Raw genomic sequence first — 17,755 nt, forward strand, 5'->3', positions numbered from 1 at the left:
ATCTCCTTTTTTGCCTGCGCTAACCTTGAATTTAGCCCGAAAAACGCAATGTAATCCTCTGCAACAAAGGGGAAGTGCTATTGTCAAACAGGGGATCTGCTTACAATCGGAGCTGTCATGAATGACCGCGAAATGATGCAATTAAGTCAGCAACTTGGCGAGGCGTTGCGCCAACTCGGCGCAACGGTGACGACGGCTGAATCCTGCACTGGCGGGTGGGTGGCTAAGATGATTACCGATATCGCCGGTAGTTCCGCCTGGTTTGAACGCGGATTTGTTACCTACAGTAATGAAGCCAAGCAGCAGATGATTGGCGTCGACGGCGCCACGCTTGAGGCGCATGGCGCAGTGAGCGAGCCGGTTGTGCGTCAGATGGCGCTGGGGGCGTTGAATGCCGCCGCCGCAACCTGGGCGGTCTCTGTCAGCGGCATTGCAGGGCCGGATGGCGGCAGCACGCAAAAGCCTGTCGGCACCGTCTGGTTCGGCATCGCGAATGACCAGGGTGAGGTGCGAACTTACCTGCAAAATTTTCCTGGCGATCGTGAAGCGGTGCGGCGTCAGGCCACGGTTTTCGCCCTACAGACGCTGTGGCAAAACATTCGACAAAAAGCTTGATACTGTATAGCCATACAGTATAATGGCTGCAACAGAAACAAAGGCAGCGTGGCGCATAGTGCTTCACCCTGCATGACAGGAGTAAAAATGGCTATCGACGAAAACAAGCAAAAGGCGTTAGCGGCAGCACTTGGCCAGATTGAGAAGCAATTCGGCAAAGGCTCCATCATGCGCCTGGGTGAAGACCGCACTATGGATGTGGAAACCATCTCTACCGGTTCACTCTCTCTGGATATTGCGCTGGGTGCCGGTGGTTTGCCGATGGGCCGTATCGTGGAAATCTACGGTCCGGAATCGTCTGGTAAAACCACGCTGACGCTGCAGGTTATCGCCGCGGCACAGCGTGCTGGCAAGACATGCGCCTTTATCGATGCGGAACATGCGCTCGATCCGGTGTATGCGCGTAAGCTGGGCGTAGATATCGACAATCTGCTCTGCTCTCAGCCGGATACCGGCGAGCAGGCGCTGGAAATTTGTGACGCGCTGGCGCGCTCCGGCGCTGTAGACGTGCTCGTTGTCGACTCCGTTGCGGCGCTGACGCCGAAAGCGGAAATCGAAGGCGAAATCGGCGACTCTCACATGGGCCTTGCGGCGCGTATGATGAGCCAGGCGATGCGTAAGCTGGCGGGTAACCTGAAAAACTCTAACACCCTGCTTATCTTCATCAACCAGATCCGTATGAAGATTGGCGTGATGTTCGGTAACCCGGAAACCACCACTGGCGGTAACGCGCTGAAGTTCTACGCTTCCGTTCGTCTGGATATTCGCCGCATAGGTGCGGTGAAAGAGGGCGATGATGTTATCGGCAGCGAAACCCGCGTTAAAGTGGTCAAAAACAAAGTGGCTGCGCCGTTTAAACAAGCTGAATTCCAGATCCTTTACGGTGAAGGCATCAACTTCTACGGCGAGCTGGTTGACCTGGGCGTGAAGCACAAGCTGATTGAAAAAGCGGGTGCATGGTACAGCTACAACGGCGAGAAAATCGGTCAGGGTAAAGCTAACGCGACCAACTTCCTCAAAGAGAACAAACCGATGGCGGAAGAGATTGAGAAAAAGCTGCGCGAGCTGCTGCTCAATAACCACGACGCTATCCCGGCCTTCGCCGCTGAAGACGGTGACAACGCCGAAGAGACAAACGAAGAGTTTTAATGCTATAAGGGCTGCGAATGCAGCCCTTTTTTTGTTTCCCTGATTGCTTATGACTGACGCTACTTCCCGCCGCACTGCCTACGCCCGCCTTCTCGATCGCGCTACGCGCATTCTCGCGATGCGTGACCACAGCGAGCAGGAGTTGCGCCGCAAGCTGACAACGCCTTCGCCAGTTAAACCGCGTCAACAACAGTCCCGCCAGGTCGCCGAAACAGACCCCGAACCTACCGCTGAAGAGATCGATCAGGTCATTGCCTGGTGCTATGAGCACCGCTGGCTTGATGACGAACGCTTCGCCGCGCAGTTTATCGCCAGCCGCAGCCGTAAGGGTTACGGCCCGCAGCGTATTCGCCAGGAGCTACAGCAGAAGGGCATTTCACGTGCGCAGTGTGAATCTGCGCTGGCGGAGTGTGATATCGACTGGGGCACGTTGGCGCGCGAGCAGGCGGAGCGAAAATTCGGTTCGCCTTTACCAAAACAGTACCCGGAAAAAGCCAAAGTGCAGCGTTTTTTGCTATATCGTGGCTACTATATGGAAGACATTCAGGACTTATACCGAAATTTTGCTTCCTGAAGCCATACGGGATTTTACTTCCCTGTGAAGAAAACTTATCTTATTCCCACTTTTTTCCGTTAAGCCCGGTAATGTTTGCGTACTCCGTACGTTAGCCGGGCGACGACATTTCGTTAGCTTGATTTCAGGATAATTATGAGCAAGAGCACCGCTGAGATCCGTCAGGCGTTTCTCGATTTTTTCCATAGTAAAGGCCATCAGGTAGTTGCGAGCAGCTCCCTTGTACCTAACAACGACCCGACTTTGCTGTTTACCAACGCAGGGATGAACCAGTTCAAGGATGTATTCCTTGGTCTCGACAAGCGTAATTATTCCCGCGCCACCACTGCGCAGCGCTGCGTTCGCGCAGGTGGTAAGCACAACGATCTGGAAAATGTCGGTTACACCGCGCGTCACCACACCTTTTTCGAAATGCTGGGTAACTTCAGCTTTGGCGACTACTTCAAACATGACGCCATTCAGTACGCCTGGGAACTGTTGACCGGCGAGCAGTGGTTTAACCTGCCGAAAGAACGTCTGTGGGTGACCGTCTATGAGACGGACGACGAAGCTTACGAAATCTGGGAAAAAGAAGTCGGTATTCCGCGCGAGCGCATTATCCGCATCGGCGATAACAAGGGTGGTCCGTACGCATCCGACAACTTCTGGCAGATGGGCGATACCGGCCCCTGCGGCCCATGCACCGAAATTTTCTACGATCACGGCGATCATATCTGGGGTGGCCCTCCGGGGAGCCCGGAAGAAGATGGCGATCGTTATATCGAGATCTGGAACATCGTATTTATGCAGTTCAACCGCCAGGCTGATGGCACCATGGAACCGCTGCCGAAGCCGTCCGTGGATACCGGCATGGGTCTTGAGCGTATCGCTGCGGTGCTGCAACACGTTAACTCCAACTATGAAATCGACCTCTTCCGCACGCTGATTGAGGCCGTGGCGAAAGTAACTGGCGCAACCGACCTCTCCAATAAATCGCTGCGCGTTATCGCTGACCATATTCGCTCGTGCGCATTCCTTATCGCAGACGGCGTGATCCCCTCTAACGAGAACCGCGGTTATGTGCTGCGCCGCATCATTCGTCGTGCGGTCCGTCATGGCAACATGCTGGGCGCTAAAGACACGTTCTTCTATAAGCTGGTCGCTCCGCTTATCGAAGTTATGGGTCCTGCCGGTGAAGACCTGAAACGCCAGCAGGCGCAGGTTGAACAGGTTCTGAAAACCGAAGAAGAGCAGTTTGCCCGTACGCTTGAGCGCGGCCTGGCGCTGCTGGACGAAGAGCTGGCGAACCTTAAAGGCGATACGCTGGACGGGGAAACCGCCTTCCGCCTGTACGATACCTATGGCTTCCCGGTCGATCTGACTGCAGACGTTTGCCGTGAGCGTAACATCAAAGTGGATGAAAAAGGCTTTGAAGCGGCAATGGAAGAGCAACGCCGTCGCGCACGCGAGTCCAGCGGCTTCGGTGCAGACTACAACGCCATGATCCGCGTTGATTCCGCTTCCGAGTTCAAGGGCTACGACCATACCGAGCTGACTGCAAAAGTCACCGCGCTGTTTGTTGATGGCAAAGCGGTTGAGCAGATTAGCGCGGGCCAGGATGCAGTCGTGGTGCTGGACGAAACGCCTTTCTATGGCGAATCCGGCGGCCAGGTCGGCGATAAAGGCGAGCTGAAAGGCAACGGCTTTGTCTTCACCGTGAGCGATACGCAGAAATATGGTCAGGCTATCGGCCATATCGGCAAACTGGCGCAAGGCGCGCTGAAGGTTGGCGATGGCGTGAAAGCGGAAGTTGACGAGGCGCGCCGCGAGCGCATTCGCCTTAACCACTCCGCTACTCACCTTATGCATGCGGCACTGCGTCAGGTGCTGGGCACCCACGTAGCGCAGAAGGGCTCGCTGGTTAACGATAAAGGCTTGCGCTTCGACTTCTCGCATTTTGAAGCGATGAAGCCGGAAGAGATTCGTGCGGTGGAAGATATCGTCAACGCCCAGATCCGCCGTAATTTGCCAGTCGAGACCAACATCATGGAGCTCGAAGCGGCGAAAGCGAAAGGCGCGATGGCGCTCTTTGGCGAGAAATATGACGAGCGCGTACGCGTGCTCAGCATGGGCGATTTCTCTACTGAGCTGTGCGGCGGCACGCACGCCAGCCGTACTGGCGATATCGGTCTTTTCCGCATTGTATCTGAATCCGGCACTGCTGCAGGCGTTCGCCGTATTGAAGCGGTCACCGGGGAAGGCGCGCTGGCGATGGTACATGCGCAGAATGAGCAACTGCACGACATCGCACAACTGCTGAAAGGCGATAGCCAGAACCTGAATGACAAAGTGCGCGCGATGCTGGACCGCACCCGTCAGCTGGAAAAAGAGCTGCAGCAGTTGAAAGCGCAGCAGGCGGCTCAGGAAAGCGCCTCTCTGACCAGCAAAGCGCAGGAAATTAAAGGCGTTAAACTGCTGGTAAGCGAACTCAGCGGCGTTGAACCGAAAATGCTTCGCACTATGGTTGACGACCTGAAAAATCAGCTGGGCACTGCAGTTATCGTGCTGGCTACCGTGTCTGAAGGTAAGGTTTCTCTTATCGCAGGCGTGTCGAAAGATGTGACGGATCGCGTTAAGGCTGGCGAGCTGGTGGGCATGGTCGCCCAGCAGGTCGGCGGGAAAGGCGGCGGACGTCCTGATATGGCGCAAGCTGGCGGTACCGATGCGCAGGCTCTGCCTGCGGCGCTGGCAAGTGTCGAAAATTGGGTAACAGCTAAGCTGTAATAACAGTGAAGCGTGAGCGGAGCGCCATAACGGATTTGCCGTTATGGCGTTTTCGTCGCTACGCTATCTATAACGATAAAGTCGGGTTGAATTTTTCTGGATCGGCTAAACTTAGGTTTAACAGAATGTAATGCCGTGACTGCTTACACTCCATGTGTTTGTCATCGCTTACTTTTTGGCGTTATATGATGGATAATGCCGGGATACAGAGAGACCCGACTCTTTTAATCTTTCAAGGAGCAAAGAATGCTGATTCTGACTCGTCGAGTTGGTGAGACACTCATGATTGGGGATGAGGTGACCGTGACTGTGCTTGGGGTAAAAGGAAACCAGGTACGTATCGGTGTTAACGCCCCGAAAGAAGTTTCTGTACACCGTGAAGAGATCTACCAGCGTATCCAGGCTGAAAAATCGCAACAGTCCAGTTACTGAGTTATCGCGTCTCGCTGAGAGCTGGCGAGGCGCCCCCTTTTTCTTGCCTTAATTTTCCCTTCTGCCGTCTCTTCGCTATTTCCTTTTCCTTGCCCAGATCCTTCCCGGTACGCTTTTCTATGTTGATAAAACACTCGTTTTGTTGGCAAAGCAGGCGGATTGTTTGTGAAATGTGCAAACGATTAAGGGGTGGGAAAAATTGTTTGACTTATAAGTCTCAGAAAGTAATATGTGCGCCACGCAGCGACGATGAGCAGAAACAAGTTCTTCGAAGCACTCGTAAGAGGCGTGTGGTGAGGTGGCCGAGAGGCTGAAGGCGCTCCCCTGCTAAGGGAGTATGCGGTCAAAAGCTGCATCGGGGGTTCGAATCCCCCCCTCACCGCCATTTTGCATCCGTAGCTCAGCTGGATAGAGTACTCGGCTACGAACCGAGCGGTCGGAGGTTCGAATCCTCCCGGATGCACCATCTTCTTCATACTGTCAGCAAAGACAGTGTGGCATGGCAAGCGGTATAGCCGTAAGCCAGAAGCAAAGCAGTAAATCCCGATGCATCCGTAGCTCAGCTGGATAGAGTACTCGGCTACGAACCGAGCGGTCGGAGGTTCGAATCCTCCCGGATGCACCATACTTCTCCATGTTGTCAGTAAAGACAGTATGGCCTGGTAAGCGGTGATAACCGCGAGCGCCAGGGAGGATAACGCTGCTTCAGCAGCGGCCCGTAAGGGTGAGGCGAAGCCGAATAATCCTCCCGGATGCACCATCTTCTTCATGCTGTCAGCAAAGGCAGTAAGCAAAGCAGTAAATCCCGATGCATCCGTAGCTCAGCTGGATAGAGTACTCGGCTACGAACCGAGCGGTCGGAGGTTCGAATCCTCCCGGATGCACCATACTTCTCCATGTTGTCAGTAAAGACAGTGTGGCCTGGTAAGCGGTGATAACCGCGAGCGCCAGGGAGGATAACGCTGCTTCAGCAGCGGCCCGTAAGGGTGAAACGAAGCCGAATAATCCTCCTGGATGCACCCTTTCCCCAGAGCGTCAGTAAAAGCAGCTGACATGATAAGCGACCTGCCGCAATCATCTACTCCCTCATGTTATTAATAAAACTCCTGTTCTCTTTTCGCGTCCTCTTTCTCAGACAGCTTCTACGCCTTTAAGCCTCCTCCTAAAAAGCGACAATCTTTCCTGTTTACGTTAAAGTAACATCCTTACCTTTAGTGAATGAGGGCATGATGTACGATCGTTACGACGGGCTGATTTTCGATATGGATGGCACCATCCTCGATACCGAACCGACTCACCGTAAAGCCTGGCGCGACGTGCTGGGACGCTACGGCATGCATTACGACGAAGAAGCGCTGGTGATGCTTAACGGTTCGCCGACCTGGCGTATCGCTCAGACTATCATTGAGCTTAATCAAGCCGATCTTGACCCTCACGCGCTGGCGCAGGAAAAAACAGCAGCGGTGCGCTCCATGTTGCTGGATACCGTGCAGCCGCTGCCGCTGGTCGACGTGGTGAAAGCCTGGTATGGCCGCCGTCCGCTTTCTGTCGGCACCGGCAGCGAAAGCGATATCGCGGAAGCCTTGCTCAATCACCTGGGGCTGCGAAAGTATTTCACTGCCGTTGTCGCGGCCGATCATGTTGAAAACCATAAACCCGCCCCCGATACCTTTCTGCTCTGCGCGAAATTAATGGGCGTGGCGCCGGAAAAATGCGTGGTCTTTGAAGACGCCGATTTCGGCCTCCAGGCCGCGCGCCTTGCCGGGATGGATGCGGTGGACGTTCGCTTATTGTGAGCGACGTACTGTCGCTCGCTTCCCTGTTCGCGAGTAGCTTTCTCAGCGCCACGCTTCTGCCGGGCAGTTCAGAAGTGGTACTGGCGGCATTGCTGCTCGCCGAAAAGAGTCAGCCCTGGCTGTTAATTTTAATAGCAACAATCGGTAATAGCCTCGGAGGGCTGACTAACGTTATTCTTGGGCGGCTTTTGCCGCAGCGCGAATCATCGCGCTGGCAGCGAAAAGCGCTCGCCTGGCTGCAACGATTTGGCCCGGCGGCGCTGCTGCTAAGCTGGTTACCTGCAATAGGCGATCTGCTCTGCCTGCTGGCAGGGTGGCTGCGTCTTTCATGGGGACCGGTTATCTTCTTTTTGTGCCTTGGCAAGGCGCTACGCTATCTGGTGGTGGCCGTGGCGGCGTTACAAGGGATAACGTGGTGGCACAATTGAATTGCTTGAGTGACCTTTAATCGTCAACCATTACAATTATGCTTAATAAAAATGATTTCGACAGGCGGGAGGTCAAATTGATCCCGGACGTATCACAGGCGCTGGCCTGGCTGGAAAAACATCCTCAGGCATTGCAAGGCATTCGCCGCGGTCTGGAGCGTGAGACGCTGCGCGTTACGCCCGAAGGCCAGCTGGCGACCACCGGCCATCCGGAAAGCCTGGGCTCAGCGCTAACCCATAAGTGGATCACGACGGACTTCGCCGAAGCCCTTCTTGAATTTATCACGCCGGTTGATGGCGATATCGACCATATGCTAACCGTCATGCGTGACATTCATCGCGCCACGGCGCGGGCGTTGGGCGATGAGCGCATGTGGCCGCTTAGTATGCCTTGCTATGTTAAAGACGGGCAGAACATTGAGCTCGCCCAGTACGGCACCTCTAATATCGGGCGCTTTAAAACGCTGTATCGCGAAGGGTTGAAAAACCGCTACGGCGCGCTGATGCAGACCATTTCCGGGGTGCATTATAACTTCTCGCTGCCGATGGCCTTCTGGCAGGCGAAATGTGGCGTCCAGGATGCGCAAAGCGGCAAAGAAGCGATCTCCGCAGGCTACTTCCGCCTTATTCGCAACTATTACCGTTTTGGCTGGGTGATCCCGTATCTGTTTGGCGCGTCGCCTGCGATTTGTCCTTCGTTTTTGCAAGGTAAACCTACAACGCTGCCGTTCGAAAAGACCGAAAGCGGCATGTACTATCTGCCTTACGCTACCTCACTGCGCCTGAGCGATCTCGGCTATACCAATAAGTCGCAAAGCAATCTCGGAATTACGTTTAACGATTTGCAGACCTATGTGGCAGGATTGAAGCGCGCGATCAAAACCCCTTCCGAGGAGTATGCGCGTATGGGGTTAGTGAAGGATGGCAAGCATCTGCAAATCAACACCAATATTTTGCAGATTGAGAACGAGCTTTATGCGCCAATCCGTCCGAAACGCGTGACCCGCGAAGGCGAATCGCCGTCCGATGCGCTGCTGCGCGGCGGTATCGAATACATTGAAGTGCGTTCGCTCGACATTAATCCTTTCTCGCCGATTGGCGTGGACGAGCAGCAGGTGCGCTTCCTGGATCTCTTTATGGTCTGGTGCGTGCTGGCCGATGCGCCGGAAATGAGCAGCGACGAGTTGCTCTGTACGCGTAAAAACTGGAACCGTGTGATTCTGGAAGGGCGTAAGCCAGGCCTGACGCTCGGAATGGGCTGCGAAACCGCACAGCATCCGCTGAGCGAAGTCGGCAAGGATCTCTTTAAGGATTTGCGACGCGTCGCCGTCACGCTCGATAACATCGCCGGCAATCATGAATACCAGCAGGTCTGCGACCAGCTTGTCGCCTGCTTTGACGACCCGGAATTGACCTATTCGGCGCGTATTTTGCGTTCTATGATTGATAATGGCATCGGCGGCACCGGCCTTGCGCTGGCGGAACAGTACCGCGCCATGCTGCGCGAAGAGCCGCTGGAAGTGCTTTCAGAGGACGATTTCGCGAAAGAGCACGACGCCTCCTGGCAGCGCCAGCGCGAAATTGAAGAAAATGACCGCGAGCCGTTTGAAGCATGGCTGGCGAAGCAGGCTTAAAAAAGAAAAAGGCCACATCACTGTGGCCGAATTTTCATCTCTGTGAACAGGGATGATGATAACAAATGCGCGTCTTTCATATGTTCAGACTCGCCCCGGAACCAAGAGTTCAGTTTAATTTAAAAAAAATCACTTATCGGAGGTGACCAGATGCCGTTATTGGATAGCTTCACTGTCGACCATACCCGTATGGAAGCGCCTGCTGTTCGCGTAGCCAAAACGATGCATACGCCGCACGGGGATACCATTACCGTTTTTGACCTGCGTTTTTGCGTGCCGAACAAGGAAGTCATGCCGGAGAAAGGCATCCATACTCTGGAGCACCTGTTCGCAGGTTTCATGCGCGATCACCTGAACGGCAACGGCGTTGAGATTATCGATATCTCTCCGATGGGCTGCCGCACCGGCTTCTATATGAGCCTTATCGGCGAGCCGGATGAGCAGCGCGTAGCGGATTCCTGGAAAGCCGCGATGGAGGACGTGCTGAAAGTGAAGGATCAGAACCAGATCCCAGAGCTGAATGTGTATCAGTGCGGTACTTATCAGATGCACTCGCTGCAGGAAGCGCAGGACATTGCGCGTCACATTCTGGAGCGTGATGTTCGCGTGAACAGCAACGAAGAGCTGGCGCTGCCAAAAGAAAAGCTGCAGGAACTGCATATCTAGTTCAGCGCCCGCAATGTGAAAAAGGAGACCTTCGCGTCTCCTTTTTTATTTTCAGCAGAATGTTTTGTTACTGATAATCATTTATAAAAAAATAACCATCAGATGATTATCTAAAAACGGAACGGCTAAAAACCAGGCATAACCTGTGAAGCGGGAATTAACATTTTTTCAAGCAAGGTTATTCTTAAGTCGTTATTCTCACCGGAAGTAAAATGGCTTAGCTTTATTTTTCCTCAGAGCCGGCTATTTCTGTTTCGCTTTTTTCAGAAGCCACTTATTCTGTCTGGCCGCCAGGCGCATGGCCTTATCAGCCGCCGCCTGACGAGCCTGAAGTACTGTCAAAGCATCTTATTCTCTGTTCCTGCCGCATAATTTTTTCGCCGGGCGAAAAGTGAAGCGGGGAGCAATAATAATAAGATGCATTACGCCGGAAATACGGATAATCGATGATGAGATGGCTGGCAATAAAAGAGAATACTCCACTATTTACCTCTTCCGCAGGCAGCACCACCTCGGTGGTAAAGCGTTCGCTGATGTTTATGCTTTCCCTGTTAGGCACTTTTTTTCTGATAGCTATTCTGGCGCTGCTGCATATTGCCTGCGACATCAATAACCGCGCCGACGATCAGAGCCGCAACCTGTTGCAAAAAGCGCTGCAAAATCAGGAAGCGACCATGAAAGTTCACACGCAGGATTATGCCGAGTGGGGCGAATCTTATACGCATCTGCATAAGACGCTGGATACCGACTGGGCCTGGCAAAAGCAGAATCTTGGCGCCTCGCTTTTCGAGGACTTTCATTATGAAGCCATTTTTGTCCTCGGCCCGGGCGGCGATACGCGCTACGCCGTGGTTAACGGCAAGCGAGTCCGTCTTACGCTTGAGCAGTGGGCTGGCACGCATCCGCAGGCGGCTTTACGAACGGCGCTTGCTAAGAATCCTGATGAACCTGCCGCGCTCTCGCTTGCCGTTAACGGCCAACCGGCGCTGGTGGCTGCTGCCTGGATAACCACGGGCGGCGATGAGGATGTGCAGCCGCTGCCCGGCCCGCCTTCCATGCTGGTGTTCATAGACCAACTGCGACCGGCTGAGTTACGCGAACTGGGCGAAGAGTACGGCATTCACGAGCTGCATGTGCAGACGGGCTCATCCGGTAAAGCAGACTACCGGCAGGTCGTTTTACCGCTCACATTTTATAACGCACCGATCGCTCTGGCGTGGCGCAGCGAAAACCCTGGCCGCAACCTGCTGCTGGTCGTGCTGCCGTTGCTGCTGTCCATTTTGCTGTTGACCGCGCTGCTGGCCGCCTGGTTGATGCGTAACGCGCTTAATAAAGCCCGGCTAAACGACGAAAACCATTTTCTGCTGGAGCAGAGCCGTCAGGCGCTGGCGGCGAGCGAAAGGCGCTTTCGCGACGTGGTGGAAGCGACCACCGACTGGATCTGGGAGACTGACGACCAGCTGCGTTTTACCTGGATCTCAGAGCGTTTCCCGGTCATTACCGGCCACCGTATTGACGACTGGCTGGGGCGCCCCATAACGCAGTTTATTGAATGCGAGCAGATTGAACTTGCCGACTGGCTCTTGCAACCGGGCCAGACCGCGCACCGTGGGTTGACGCACTGCCGCTATTTTTCCGCGCAGGGCCATCAGCGCTACTGCAACCTGGTGGCAAAACCAACCACCACGGCTGAAGGCGAGCTGAGCTATCGCGGCACCGCCACCGACGTCACGCTGGAGGTGGAAGCGCAGGCAAGGGTGCAATACCTTTCGCGACACGATGAGCTGACTGGCCTGCCGAACCGGGTGCGGATGAAGGAGTTTCTGGAAGGGAAGCTGCAATCTATGCCGACCCGCGACCATCCGCTGGCGATGATTAGCCTCGATCTCGACAAATTTAAGCCGGTTAACGATCTCTTCGGCCATGGGGTAGGGGACGAGGTGCTGCATCAGGTTTCTGAGAGGCTACGCGCCTGCCTGCGGGAGTTCGACCTGGTGGCGCGTCAGGGCGGCGATGAGTTTATCCTTATTATTCCGGATATCGAACAGAAGCAGGATCTCGACCAGCTGTGCGAGCGTATCATCCGCGAAATCCGCCGCCCGCTCTATATTCAGGAGCATGAGATTTTTATCGGCGCCAGCATGGGTATCGCCCTGGCGCCGCAGGATGCGGTAAACGCTACCGATTTGCTGCGCTACTCCGACATCGCCCTGTACAAAGCGAAAAGCGCCGGGCGTAACGGCTGGGTTTTCTACAGCGCCGATATGGAAGAGCAGATTGTTCAGCGGCGCGAAATGGAAAAAAGCCTGCGCGAAGCGCTGAAAGAGGATCAGTTCCGCCTGGTTTATCAGCCGCGTTACGACATGAAAGCGGGCCGCGTGGTGGCGGTAGAAGCGCTGCTGCGCTGGCATCATCCCCTCCACGGCTTGTTGATGCCGGATCAGTTTATTCCGCTGGCGGAAGAGACCGGGATTATCATTTCGCTCAGCGACTGGGTGCTGAACACCGCCTGTCGCGATGCGCAGCATGAACTGCAGGGAATGTCGGTCTCAGTCAACATTTCCGCCGTGGAGTTTCAGACCAGCGGGCTGGTGGGCCGCGTGCGCGACGCGTTGCGGACGTCGAAGCTAGACCCGGCGCGTCTGGAGCTTGAAGTCACCGAAAACGCTACGCTCTGGAACCCGCAGAGCAGCCTTGAGATCATGAACGGCCTGAAGGCGCTGGGGGTGCGGCTGTTAATCGACGACTTCGGCACCGGCTATTCGTCGCTAAGCTATCTACGTAACTTCCCGTTTGACGGCATCAAGCTCGATAAATCTTTCGTGGCGGGTATGCCGCATTCAGAGAACGCGAATAATATCGTTGAGAATATGATTGGGCTTGGCAAAGCGTTTTCGCTCAGCATCACCGCCGAAGGGGTGGAGACGCCAGAGCAACTGGAGCAATTGAAGATGTATCAGTGCGACGAAACGCAGGGTTACCTGATTAGCCGCCCGATGCCGCTTGAGGAACTGAAAGCGCAAATAGAGAAGCGCTAAAAGAAAAACCCGCCCGGCCAGGCCGTAAGCGGGTTTTTTCGTTAGTGAGCGCCGCCGCCCCCTCCGCCTGCGCCAAACGGCGGACGGGCGAACCAGATAAGCCCCAGCAGCACCACAAACATACCGGCAGAGACCCAGAAGATTTCGTTAGCGGAGATAATCAACCCCTGGTTGGTTATCTGCTGGGCGATATACCCGGAAGCCTGCTGCTGCGTCATGCCCATGCCCTGCAGCTGGTCGTACATCTGCTGGGCGTTCGGGTTATAAGGCGTGACCGATTCGGTAAACTGCGCGTGGTGCAGCGACTCGCGGTTCGTCCAGAGCGTCGTGGTAATGGAGGTGCCGATAGAGCCCGCCAGCGTACGCACGAAGTTCGACAGGCTCGACGCCGCCGCCAGCCGCTCCGGCGGCAGGCCGGAAAGGGTGATGGTGGTGAGCGGCATAAAGAAGCAGGCCACCGCAAAACCCTGAATAAACTGCGGCCACGCCGAAGCGCCAAAATCCATGCCCGGCTCAAACGTGTAAGCGCGCCAGTAGAAGCAGACCGCGTACATGATAAAGCTGAAGGTCACAAGCTTACGCATGTCGAGCTTATGGGCGAAGCGGCCGATAATCGGCGAGAGGATGACCGGAATAACCCCCACCGGCGCCGAGGCGAGCCCCGCCCAGGTGGCGGTATAGCCATAGACCTCCTGCAACAGCTGCGGCAACAGCACTATCGAGCCGAAGTAGAGCATATAGGCGAGGCTGATGCAGAGCACGCCGATGGTAAAGTTTCGCGACTTAAACAGCGAAAGGTCGACTATCGGGTGTTCGTCGGTGAGCTCCCAGACAATCAGGAAGCAAATCGACACCACCGCCACGACCGCCAGCACTACCACTTCCGTGGAGTTAAACCAGTCGAGCTCTTTACCGCGGTCGAGCATCATCTGCAAACAGCCAATGCCCGCGACCAGCAGCGCCAGGCCCACGGCGTCGATGCGTCGCTGCTCGGTAGGCGTCTCGCGATCGCGCAGGGTTTGCAGCGTCATCAACACCACGGCGACGCCAATCGGCACGTTGATGAAGAAGATCCAGCCCCAGTGATAGTTATCGCTGATCCAGCCGCCGAGAATCGGCCCGCAGATAGGCGCAACGATAACCGTCATCGACCAGAGCGCCAGCGCAACGGAGCGTTTGGCGGGCGGGTAGTTGCTCAGCAACAGGCTCTGCGAAAGCGGGATCAACGGCCCGGCGACAATCCCCTGGATCACGCGGAAGAAAATCAGCATGGTCAGGCTGCTGGAGACGCCGCACGCCCAGGAGGCGATGGCGAAGGCGATGGTTGACCAGACGAAGAGCTTTACCTCGCCGACCCGTTTGGCAAGCCAGCCGGTTATGGGGATAGAGATAGCGTTCGCCACCCCAAAAGAGGTAATAACCCAGGTGCCCTGGCTCAGCGAAGAGCCAAGGTTACCGGCGATGGTCGGGATAGCCACGTTGGCGATGGTGGAATCCAGCACCTGCATGAAAGTCGCCAGCGACAGGGCGATGGTCATAATGACCAGTTTCGCCCCTTCAAGCGGTTTACGTTGTTGCATACCACCTCCGCGGATTAGCCCGCGTTCGCCTGCACAATGTCGTTGATCAGTTTGTTAACCGGCTCAAGGCTGATTTCACGCGCGTTGCTTTCATACGCGGGCTGCTTGCGGCTCTGGGTGGCGAGGACAGCGCCGTCGCGGTTGGTGGTGTCCACCTTCACCAGCGTGGAAAGGCCGATGCGCAGCGGATGTTGCTCCAGCTGTTTGGCGTCGATTTCCACGCGTACGGGCAGACGCTGTACCACTTTGATCCAGTTGCCGGTGGCGTTCTGCGCAGGCAGCAGCGAGAAGGCGCTGCCGGTGCCCATATCCAGACCGACGACTTTGCCGTTGTAGGTCACTTCGTCGCCGTAGACATCGCTCACCACGGTAGCAGGCTGGCCGATGCGCATATGCGCAAGCTGCGTCTCTTTGAAGTTCGCATCCACCCACAGGTTAGTGGCGGGAACAATCGCCATCAGCGGCGTGCTGGAGCTAATCTGCGCGCCTACCTGAACGGCGCGGCGGGAGACGTAGCCGCTCATCGGGCTGACGATTTTGGTGCGCTGCAGCGCAAGCCAGGCGTTGCGCACTTCGGTCGCCGCCTGCTGCACCGCAGGCTGATCTTCAAGCTTCGTGCCGAGGATCATCGCCTGGTTGGCGTTATATTGCTGCACTGCCACATCAAGCTGCGCCTGCGCGCTCGCTACCGCGTCGCGGGCATGCTGCAACTCTTCACGGCCAATCAGGTTGGCGCTGCCGAGCGGCACGCGACGGTTAAGGTCGCTCTGCGCCTGGGCGAGCTGGGTTTTTTGCAGCTCGATATTGGCCTGGTACTGTTTGCTGTTGATCATCAACTGGCGGGTCTGGCGCACGCTTGAAGCAAGCTGCGTCTGCGCGCGCTCAAAGGCCTGTTGGGCGTCGGTCGGGTCGAGGGTGACCAGCACGTCGCCTTTATTAACAAAATCGGTGTCTTCCACCCAGACTTTGGTCACGCTGCCGGTCACCTGGGACATAATCTGCACCTGGTTGCCCGCCACGTAAGCGTCGTCGGTTTCCTCGTAATGACGCAGCACTAAAAACCAATAGATCCCATATGCCACGGCAATAATAACAAAGAGCAAAGTCAGTAAGAGCAGGGCGCCCTTGCGTTTCCCTTTCTTTTTGACTGGTTGCTGCGGGGTCTGGCTCTCCGCATTTGCGCTCATGTTTCTCTCCACGTTCTTCTTATTTTCTTTTGTTATCGGCTGTGCCGACCGGTTTTAGCCAGACAGGCCAGCAGTATCCTGCTGGCCTGTCGTGTCAGTCTTTTTGAAATAATGCCAAACGCGCTGATGGGAAATTAGCGCACCGCTTCAAGCACGCTTTCGTCTTCATCCATCTGGTCGAGACGAGTCAGCAGCTTACGCGTGATCTGCTCAAGCTGCTCTTTCTCGCTTGCGCTTAACGAAGACCAGAGCTGGTGCAGGCAGTTATGCTGCGGCGGCAGCACCTGGCTTAAAAACTCCTGGCCTTTGGCGGTCAGGTGCAGGTGCAGACAACGGCGGTCGTTGTCGCTTTCGCGGCGTTCAATCCAGCCGCGCTTTTCCAGTTCATCGGCGATGCGGGTGGCGTTGGTGCGGGAGGAACCCAGCGCGCAACTCAGCTCGCTTGGCTGAATGCTGTGGTTTTCCTGCGACTCAAGCGTAATCAACGCCATAAACAACGTCTCGTTAATCCCTTGAGCTTTTAGCATCTTATTGCGATTTTCCAGCAGCTTGCCCTGCATATGCATACACAGGCGGGTGAGCAGAATTTCCTGATAAGGAAAATCCTCGTAGCGGCTGGCGCGGAATTTCAGCATTTGTTCAATGGGCGTAAACGAACTATCCATTTGGGCATAACCTCATTAATTACAGCCGATATAATAACTATTGTGACAAATAAAGCAAACATATTAATCACGGTTATTCATCAGCAAAATCTATAAAAACATCAGGAGCTTCCAGGCAACTCCATAGCCCAGAGCACTCAACAGCGTGGGAAAAATAATGCTGCGAGTCTTGTAGTAACTCACTCCCAAAACCGCAAAGCCAACAAGCGTCGGGAGCAAACGGCGAGTATCGTGAAAGATTTCCGGTACGCTGGAGACCACCAGCAGCGCACAGATAGACGCGATACCAATTGTGTCGAGCAACACGCGGGTCGCTCCACGTTTTGCCGGGGACGCCGCGCTGGCACGCAGGCGCAATGGCAAATAGCGAAAAAGATAGTTAACGCACCCGACCAGCAGGCCGAGCAGCAGCACGTCAGTGCGCATTGTCGGCCTCCTTGCGAAGGTGTTCCACCAGCGCCGTGAGGCAACCGCAGACGATGCCCGCGAGAATCGCGGCGGGAATAGAAAAGAGGGTAACGCCAGACAACGCGCCTGCCAGCGAAGCCGCGACGCTCAGGCTCTGTTTGCGCTGAAAAGAGGCGAGCAAAAAGCTCATAAACAGCGCAGGCAGCATAAAACCGAGCGCCGCCTCAACGGCGGGATACCCCTCCAGCAGCCCGTTGCCGGAGTAAGCGCCAATAAGCGTGCCGAGAACCCAGGAGAACCACGAGCAAAAGGCGATGCCGAGCATCCAGTTTTCTGTCCAGCGGCGGTTATCGCGCACCAGTTTGGCGGTGGCGGCGGCAAACACTTCGTCCGTCAGGCCAAAGGCCCAGACCGCCGTTTTCTTTTTATTTAACGTTTGATGTATACGGGTGCGCAGCGAAGGGCCGTAAAGCACGTGCCGCACATCCATCGCCATGACGGTTAACGCGGCGACCCACAGCGAGCTGCCCGCCGCCAGCATGGCGGTAATCACAAACTGGCTGGCGCCTGCGTAAATAATGCAGGAGAAGAAAAGGCTTTCGAGTGGTGAGAACCCCAGGCGGGTGGCGTTCAGCCCAAAAGCGAACGCAACGGGGAGATAGCTGATAACCACCGGCAGGCTGTCTCTGACCCCTTCCCGCAGCGTCGCTTCGCTGCCGGTGTGGGTCACGCTAAGGGGTGCAGGGCTTTCCATATTAGTTATTGATAAATCACCGGCGTTAAAATCACTCGAATGAATAAGTCTACATAACCTTAACAG

The 17,755-nt window shown here is 55.5% G+C and carries 15 protein-coding genes and 4 tRNA genes; 14 read left to right on the forward strand and 5 right to left on the reverse strand.

Features of this window, described 5'->3' with window-relative positions; all coding sequences use genetic code 11:
* Positions 1-117 precede the first annotated feature (117 nt).
* From pncC to MT962_RS12120, 14 genes are all read left to right on the forward strand, one after another.
* The gene (pncC, locus tag MT962_RS12055; protein WP_247365684.1) at positions 118-615 is read left to right on the forward strand and encodes a nicotinamide-nucleotide amidase; all 498 of its coding nucleotides are present in this window, start codon (positions 118-120) and stop codon (positions 613-615) included.
* An 87-nt stretch (positions 616-702) separates the two neighbouring features.
* The gene (gene recA / locus MT962_RS12060) at positions 703-1,764 is read left to right on the forward strand and encodes a recombinase RecA (RefSeq protein ID WP_024557203.1); all 1,062 of its coding nucleotides are present in this window, start codon (positions 703-705) and stop codon (positions 1,762-1,764) included.
* A 49-nt stretch (positions 1,765-1,813) separates the two neighbouring features.
* A complete protein-coding gene (gene recX, locus MT962_RS12065) occupies positions 1,814-2,338 on the forward strand; it encodes a recombination regulator RecX (protein WP_247365685.1) in 525 nt (174 codons plus the stop codon).
* 135 nt (positions 2,339-2,473) lie between these two features.
* Positions 2,474-5,101 (forward strand): alanine--tRNA ligase, encoded by a 2,628-nt coding sequence (gene alaS / locus MT962_RS12070; protein WP_024557205.1) that lies wholly within the window; start codon positions 2,474-2,476, stop codon positions 5,099-5,101.
* Positions 5,102-5,347: 246 nt separating this feature from the next.
* Entirely contained in the window at positions 5,348-5,533 is a 186-nt protein-coding gene (gene csrA, locus MT962_RS12075) for a carbon storage regulator CsrA (RefSeq protein WP_000906486.1), read from the forward strand.
* Between the two features lie 292 nt (positions 5,534-5,825).
* Positions 5,826-5,918 (forward strand) — tRNA-Ser (locus MT962_RS12080).
* A 4-nt stretch (positions 5,919-5,922) separates the two neighbouring features.
* A tRNA-Arg gene (locus MT962_RS12085) sits at positions 5,923-5,999 on the forward strand.
* Positions 6,000-6,081: 82 nt separating this feature from the next.
* Positions 6,082-6,158 (forward strand) — tRNA-Arg (locus tag MT962_RS12090).
* A gap of 185 nt (positions 6,159-6,343) precedes the next feature.
* Positions 6,344-6,420: transfer RNA gene (locus tag MT962_RS12095), tRNA-Arg, on the forward strand.
* Between the two features lie 342 nt (positions 6,421-6,762).
* Positions 6,763-7,329, forward strand: coding sequence for a fructose-1-phosphate/6-phosphogluconate phosphatase (gene yqaB, locus MT962_RS12100; protein WP_024560119.1), 567 nt, complete (start codon positions 6,763-6,765; stop codon positions 7,327-7,329).
* Positions 7,326-7,757: a YqaA family protein gene (locus MT962_RS12105; RefSeq protein WP_024558924.1), complete on the forward strand. Its 432-nt coding sequence runs from the start codon at positions 7,326-7,328 to the stop codon at positions 7,755-7,757. Before yqaB ends, MT962_RS12105 begins: the two co-directional genes overlap by 4 nt.
* A 77-nt stretch (positions 7,758-7,834) precedes the next feature.
* Positions 7,835-9,391: a glutamate--cysteine ligase gene (gene gshA, locus MT962_RS12110; protein WP_024558923.1), complete on the forward strand. Its 1,557-nt coding sequence runs from the start codon at positions 7,835-7,837 to the stop codon at positions 9,389-9,391.
* A gap of 150 nt (positions 9,392-9,541) precedes the next feature.
* A complete protein-coding gene (luxS, locus tag MT962_RS12115) occupies positions 9,542-10,057 on the forward strand; it encodes an S-ribosylhomocysteine lyase (protein ID WP_024558922.1) in 516 nt (171 codons plus the stop codon).
* A gap of 446 nt (positions 10,058-10,503) precedes the next feature.
* Positions 10,504-13,095 (forward strand): EAL domain-containing protein, encoded by a 2,592-nt coding sequence (locus MT962_RS12120; RefSeq protein ID WP_281732692.1) that lies wholly within the window; start codon positions 10,504-10,506, stop codon positions 13,093-13,095.
* A gap of 41 nt (positions 13,096-13,136) precedes the next feature.
* Here MT962_RS12120 and emrB read toward each other — a convergent pair whose 3' ends face one another.
* From emrB to MT962_RS12145, 5 genes are all read right to left on the reverse strand, one after another.
* Positions 13,137-14,675 (reverse strand): multidrug efflux MFS transporter permease subunit EmrB, encoded by a 1,539-nt coding sequence (emrB, locus tag MT962_RS12125; protein WP_024558920.1) that lies wholly within the window; start codon positions 14,673-14,675, stop codon positions 13,137-13,139.
* Positions 14,676-14,689: 14 nt separating this feature from the next.
* On the reverse strand, positions 14,690-15,862 hold the full coding sequence (emrA, locus tag MT962_RS12130; RefSeq protein WP_024558919.1) for a multidrug efflux MFS transporter periplasmic adaptor subunit EmrA: 1,173 nt from the start codon (positions 15,860-15,862) through the stop codon (positions 14,690-14,692).
* A gap of 134 nt (positions 15,863-15,996) precedes the next feature.
* Positions 15,997-16,527, reverse strand: coding sequence for a transcriptional repressor MprA (mprA, locus tag MT962_RS12135; RefSeq protein ID WP_024558918.1), 531 nt, complete (start codon positions 16,525-16,527; stop codon positions 15,997-15,999).
* Positions 16,528-16,617: 90 nt separating this feature from the next.
* A complete protein-coding gene (ygaH, locus tag MT962_RS12140) occupies positions 16,618-16,953 on the reverse strand; it encodes an L-valine transporter subunit YgaH (protein WP_048887647.1) in 336 nt (111 codons plus the stop codon).
* Positions 16,943-17,689: an AzlC family ABC transporter permease gene (locus MT962_RS12145; RefSeq protein ID WP_024558916.1), complete on the reverse strand. Its 747-nt coding sequence runs from the start codon at positions 17,687-17,689 to the stop codon at positions 16,943-16,945. The genes ygaH and MT962_RS12145 overlap by 11 nt, the downstream gene beginning before the upstream one ends.
* Between the last annotated feature and the right edge of the window lie 66 nt (positions 17,690-17,755).

Origin of the sequence: Franconibacter sp. IITDAS19 (assembly GCF_023079515.1) — a bacterium.
Classification (GTDB): domain Bacteria; phylum Pseudomonadota; class Gammaproteobacteria; order Enterobacterales; family Enterobacteriaceae; genus Franconibacter; species Franconibacter pulveris.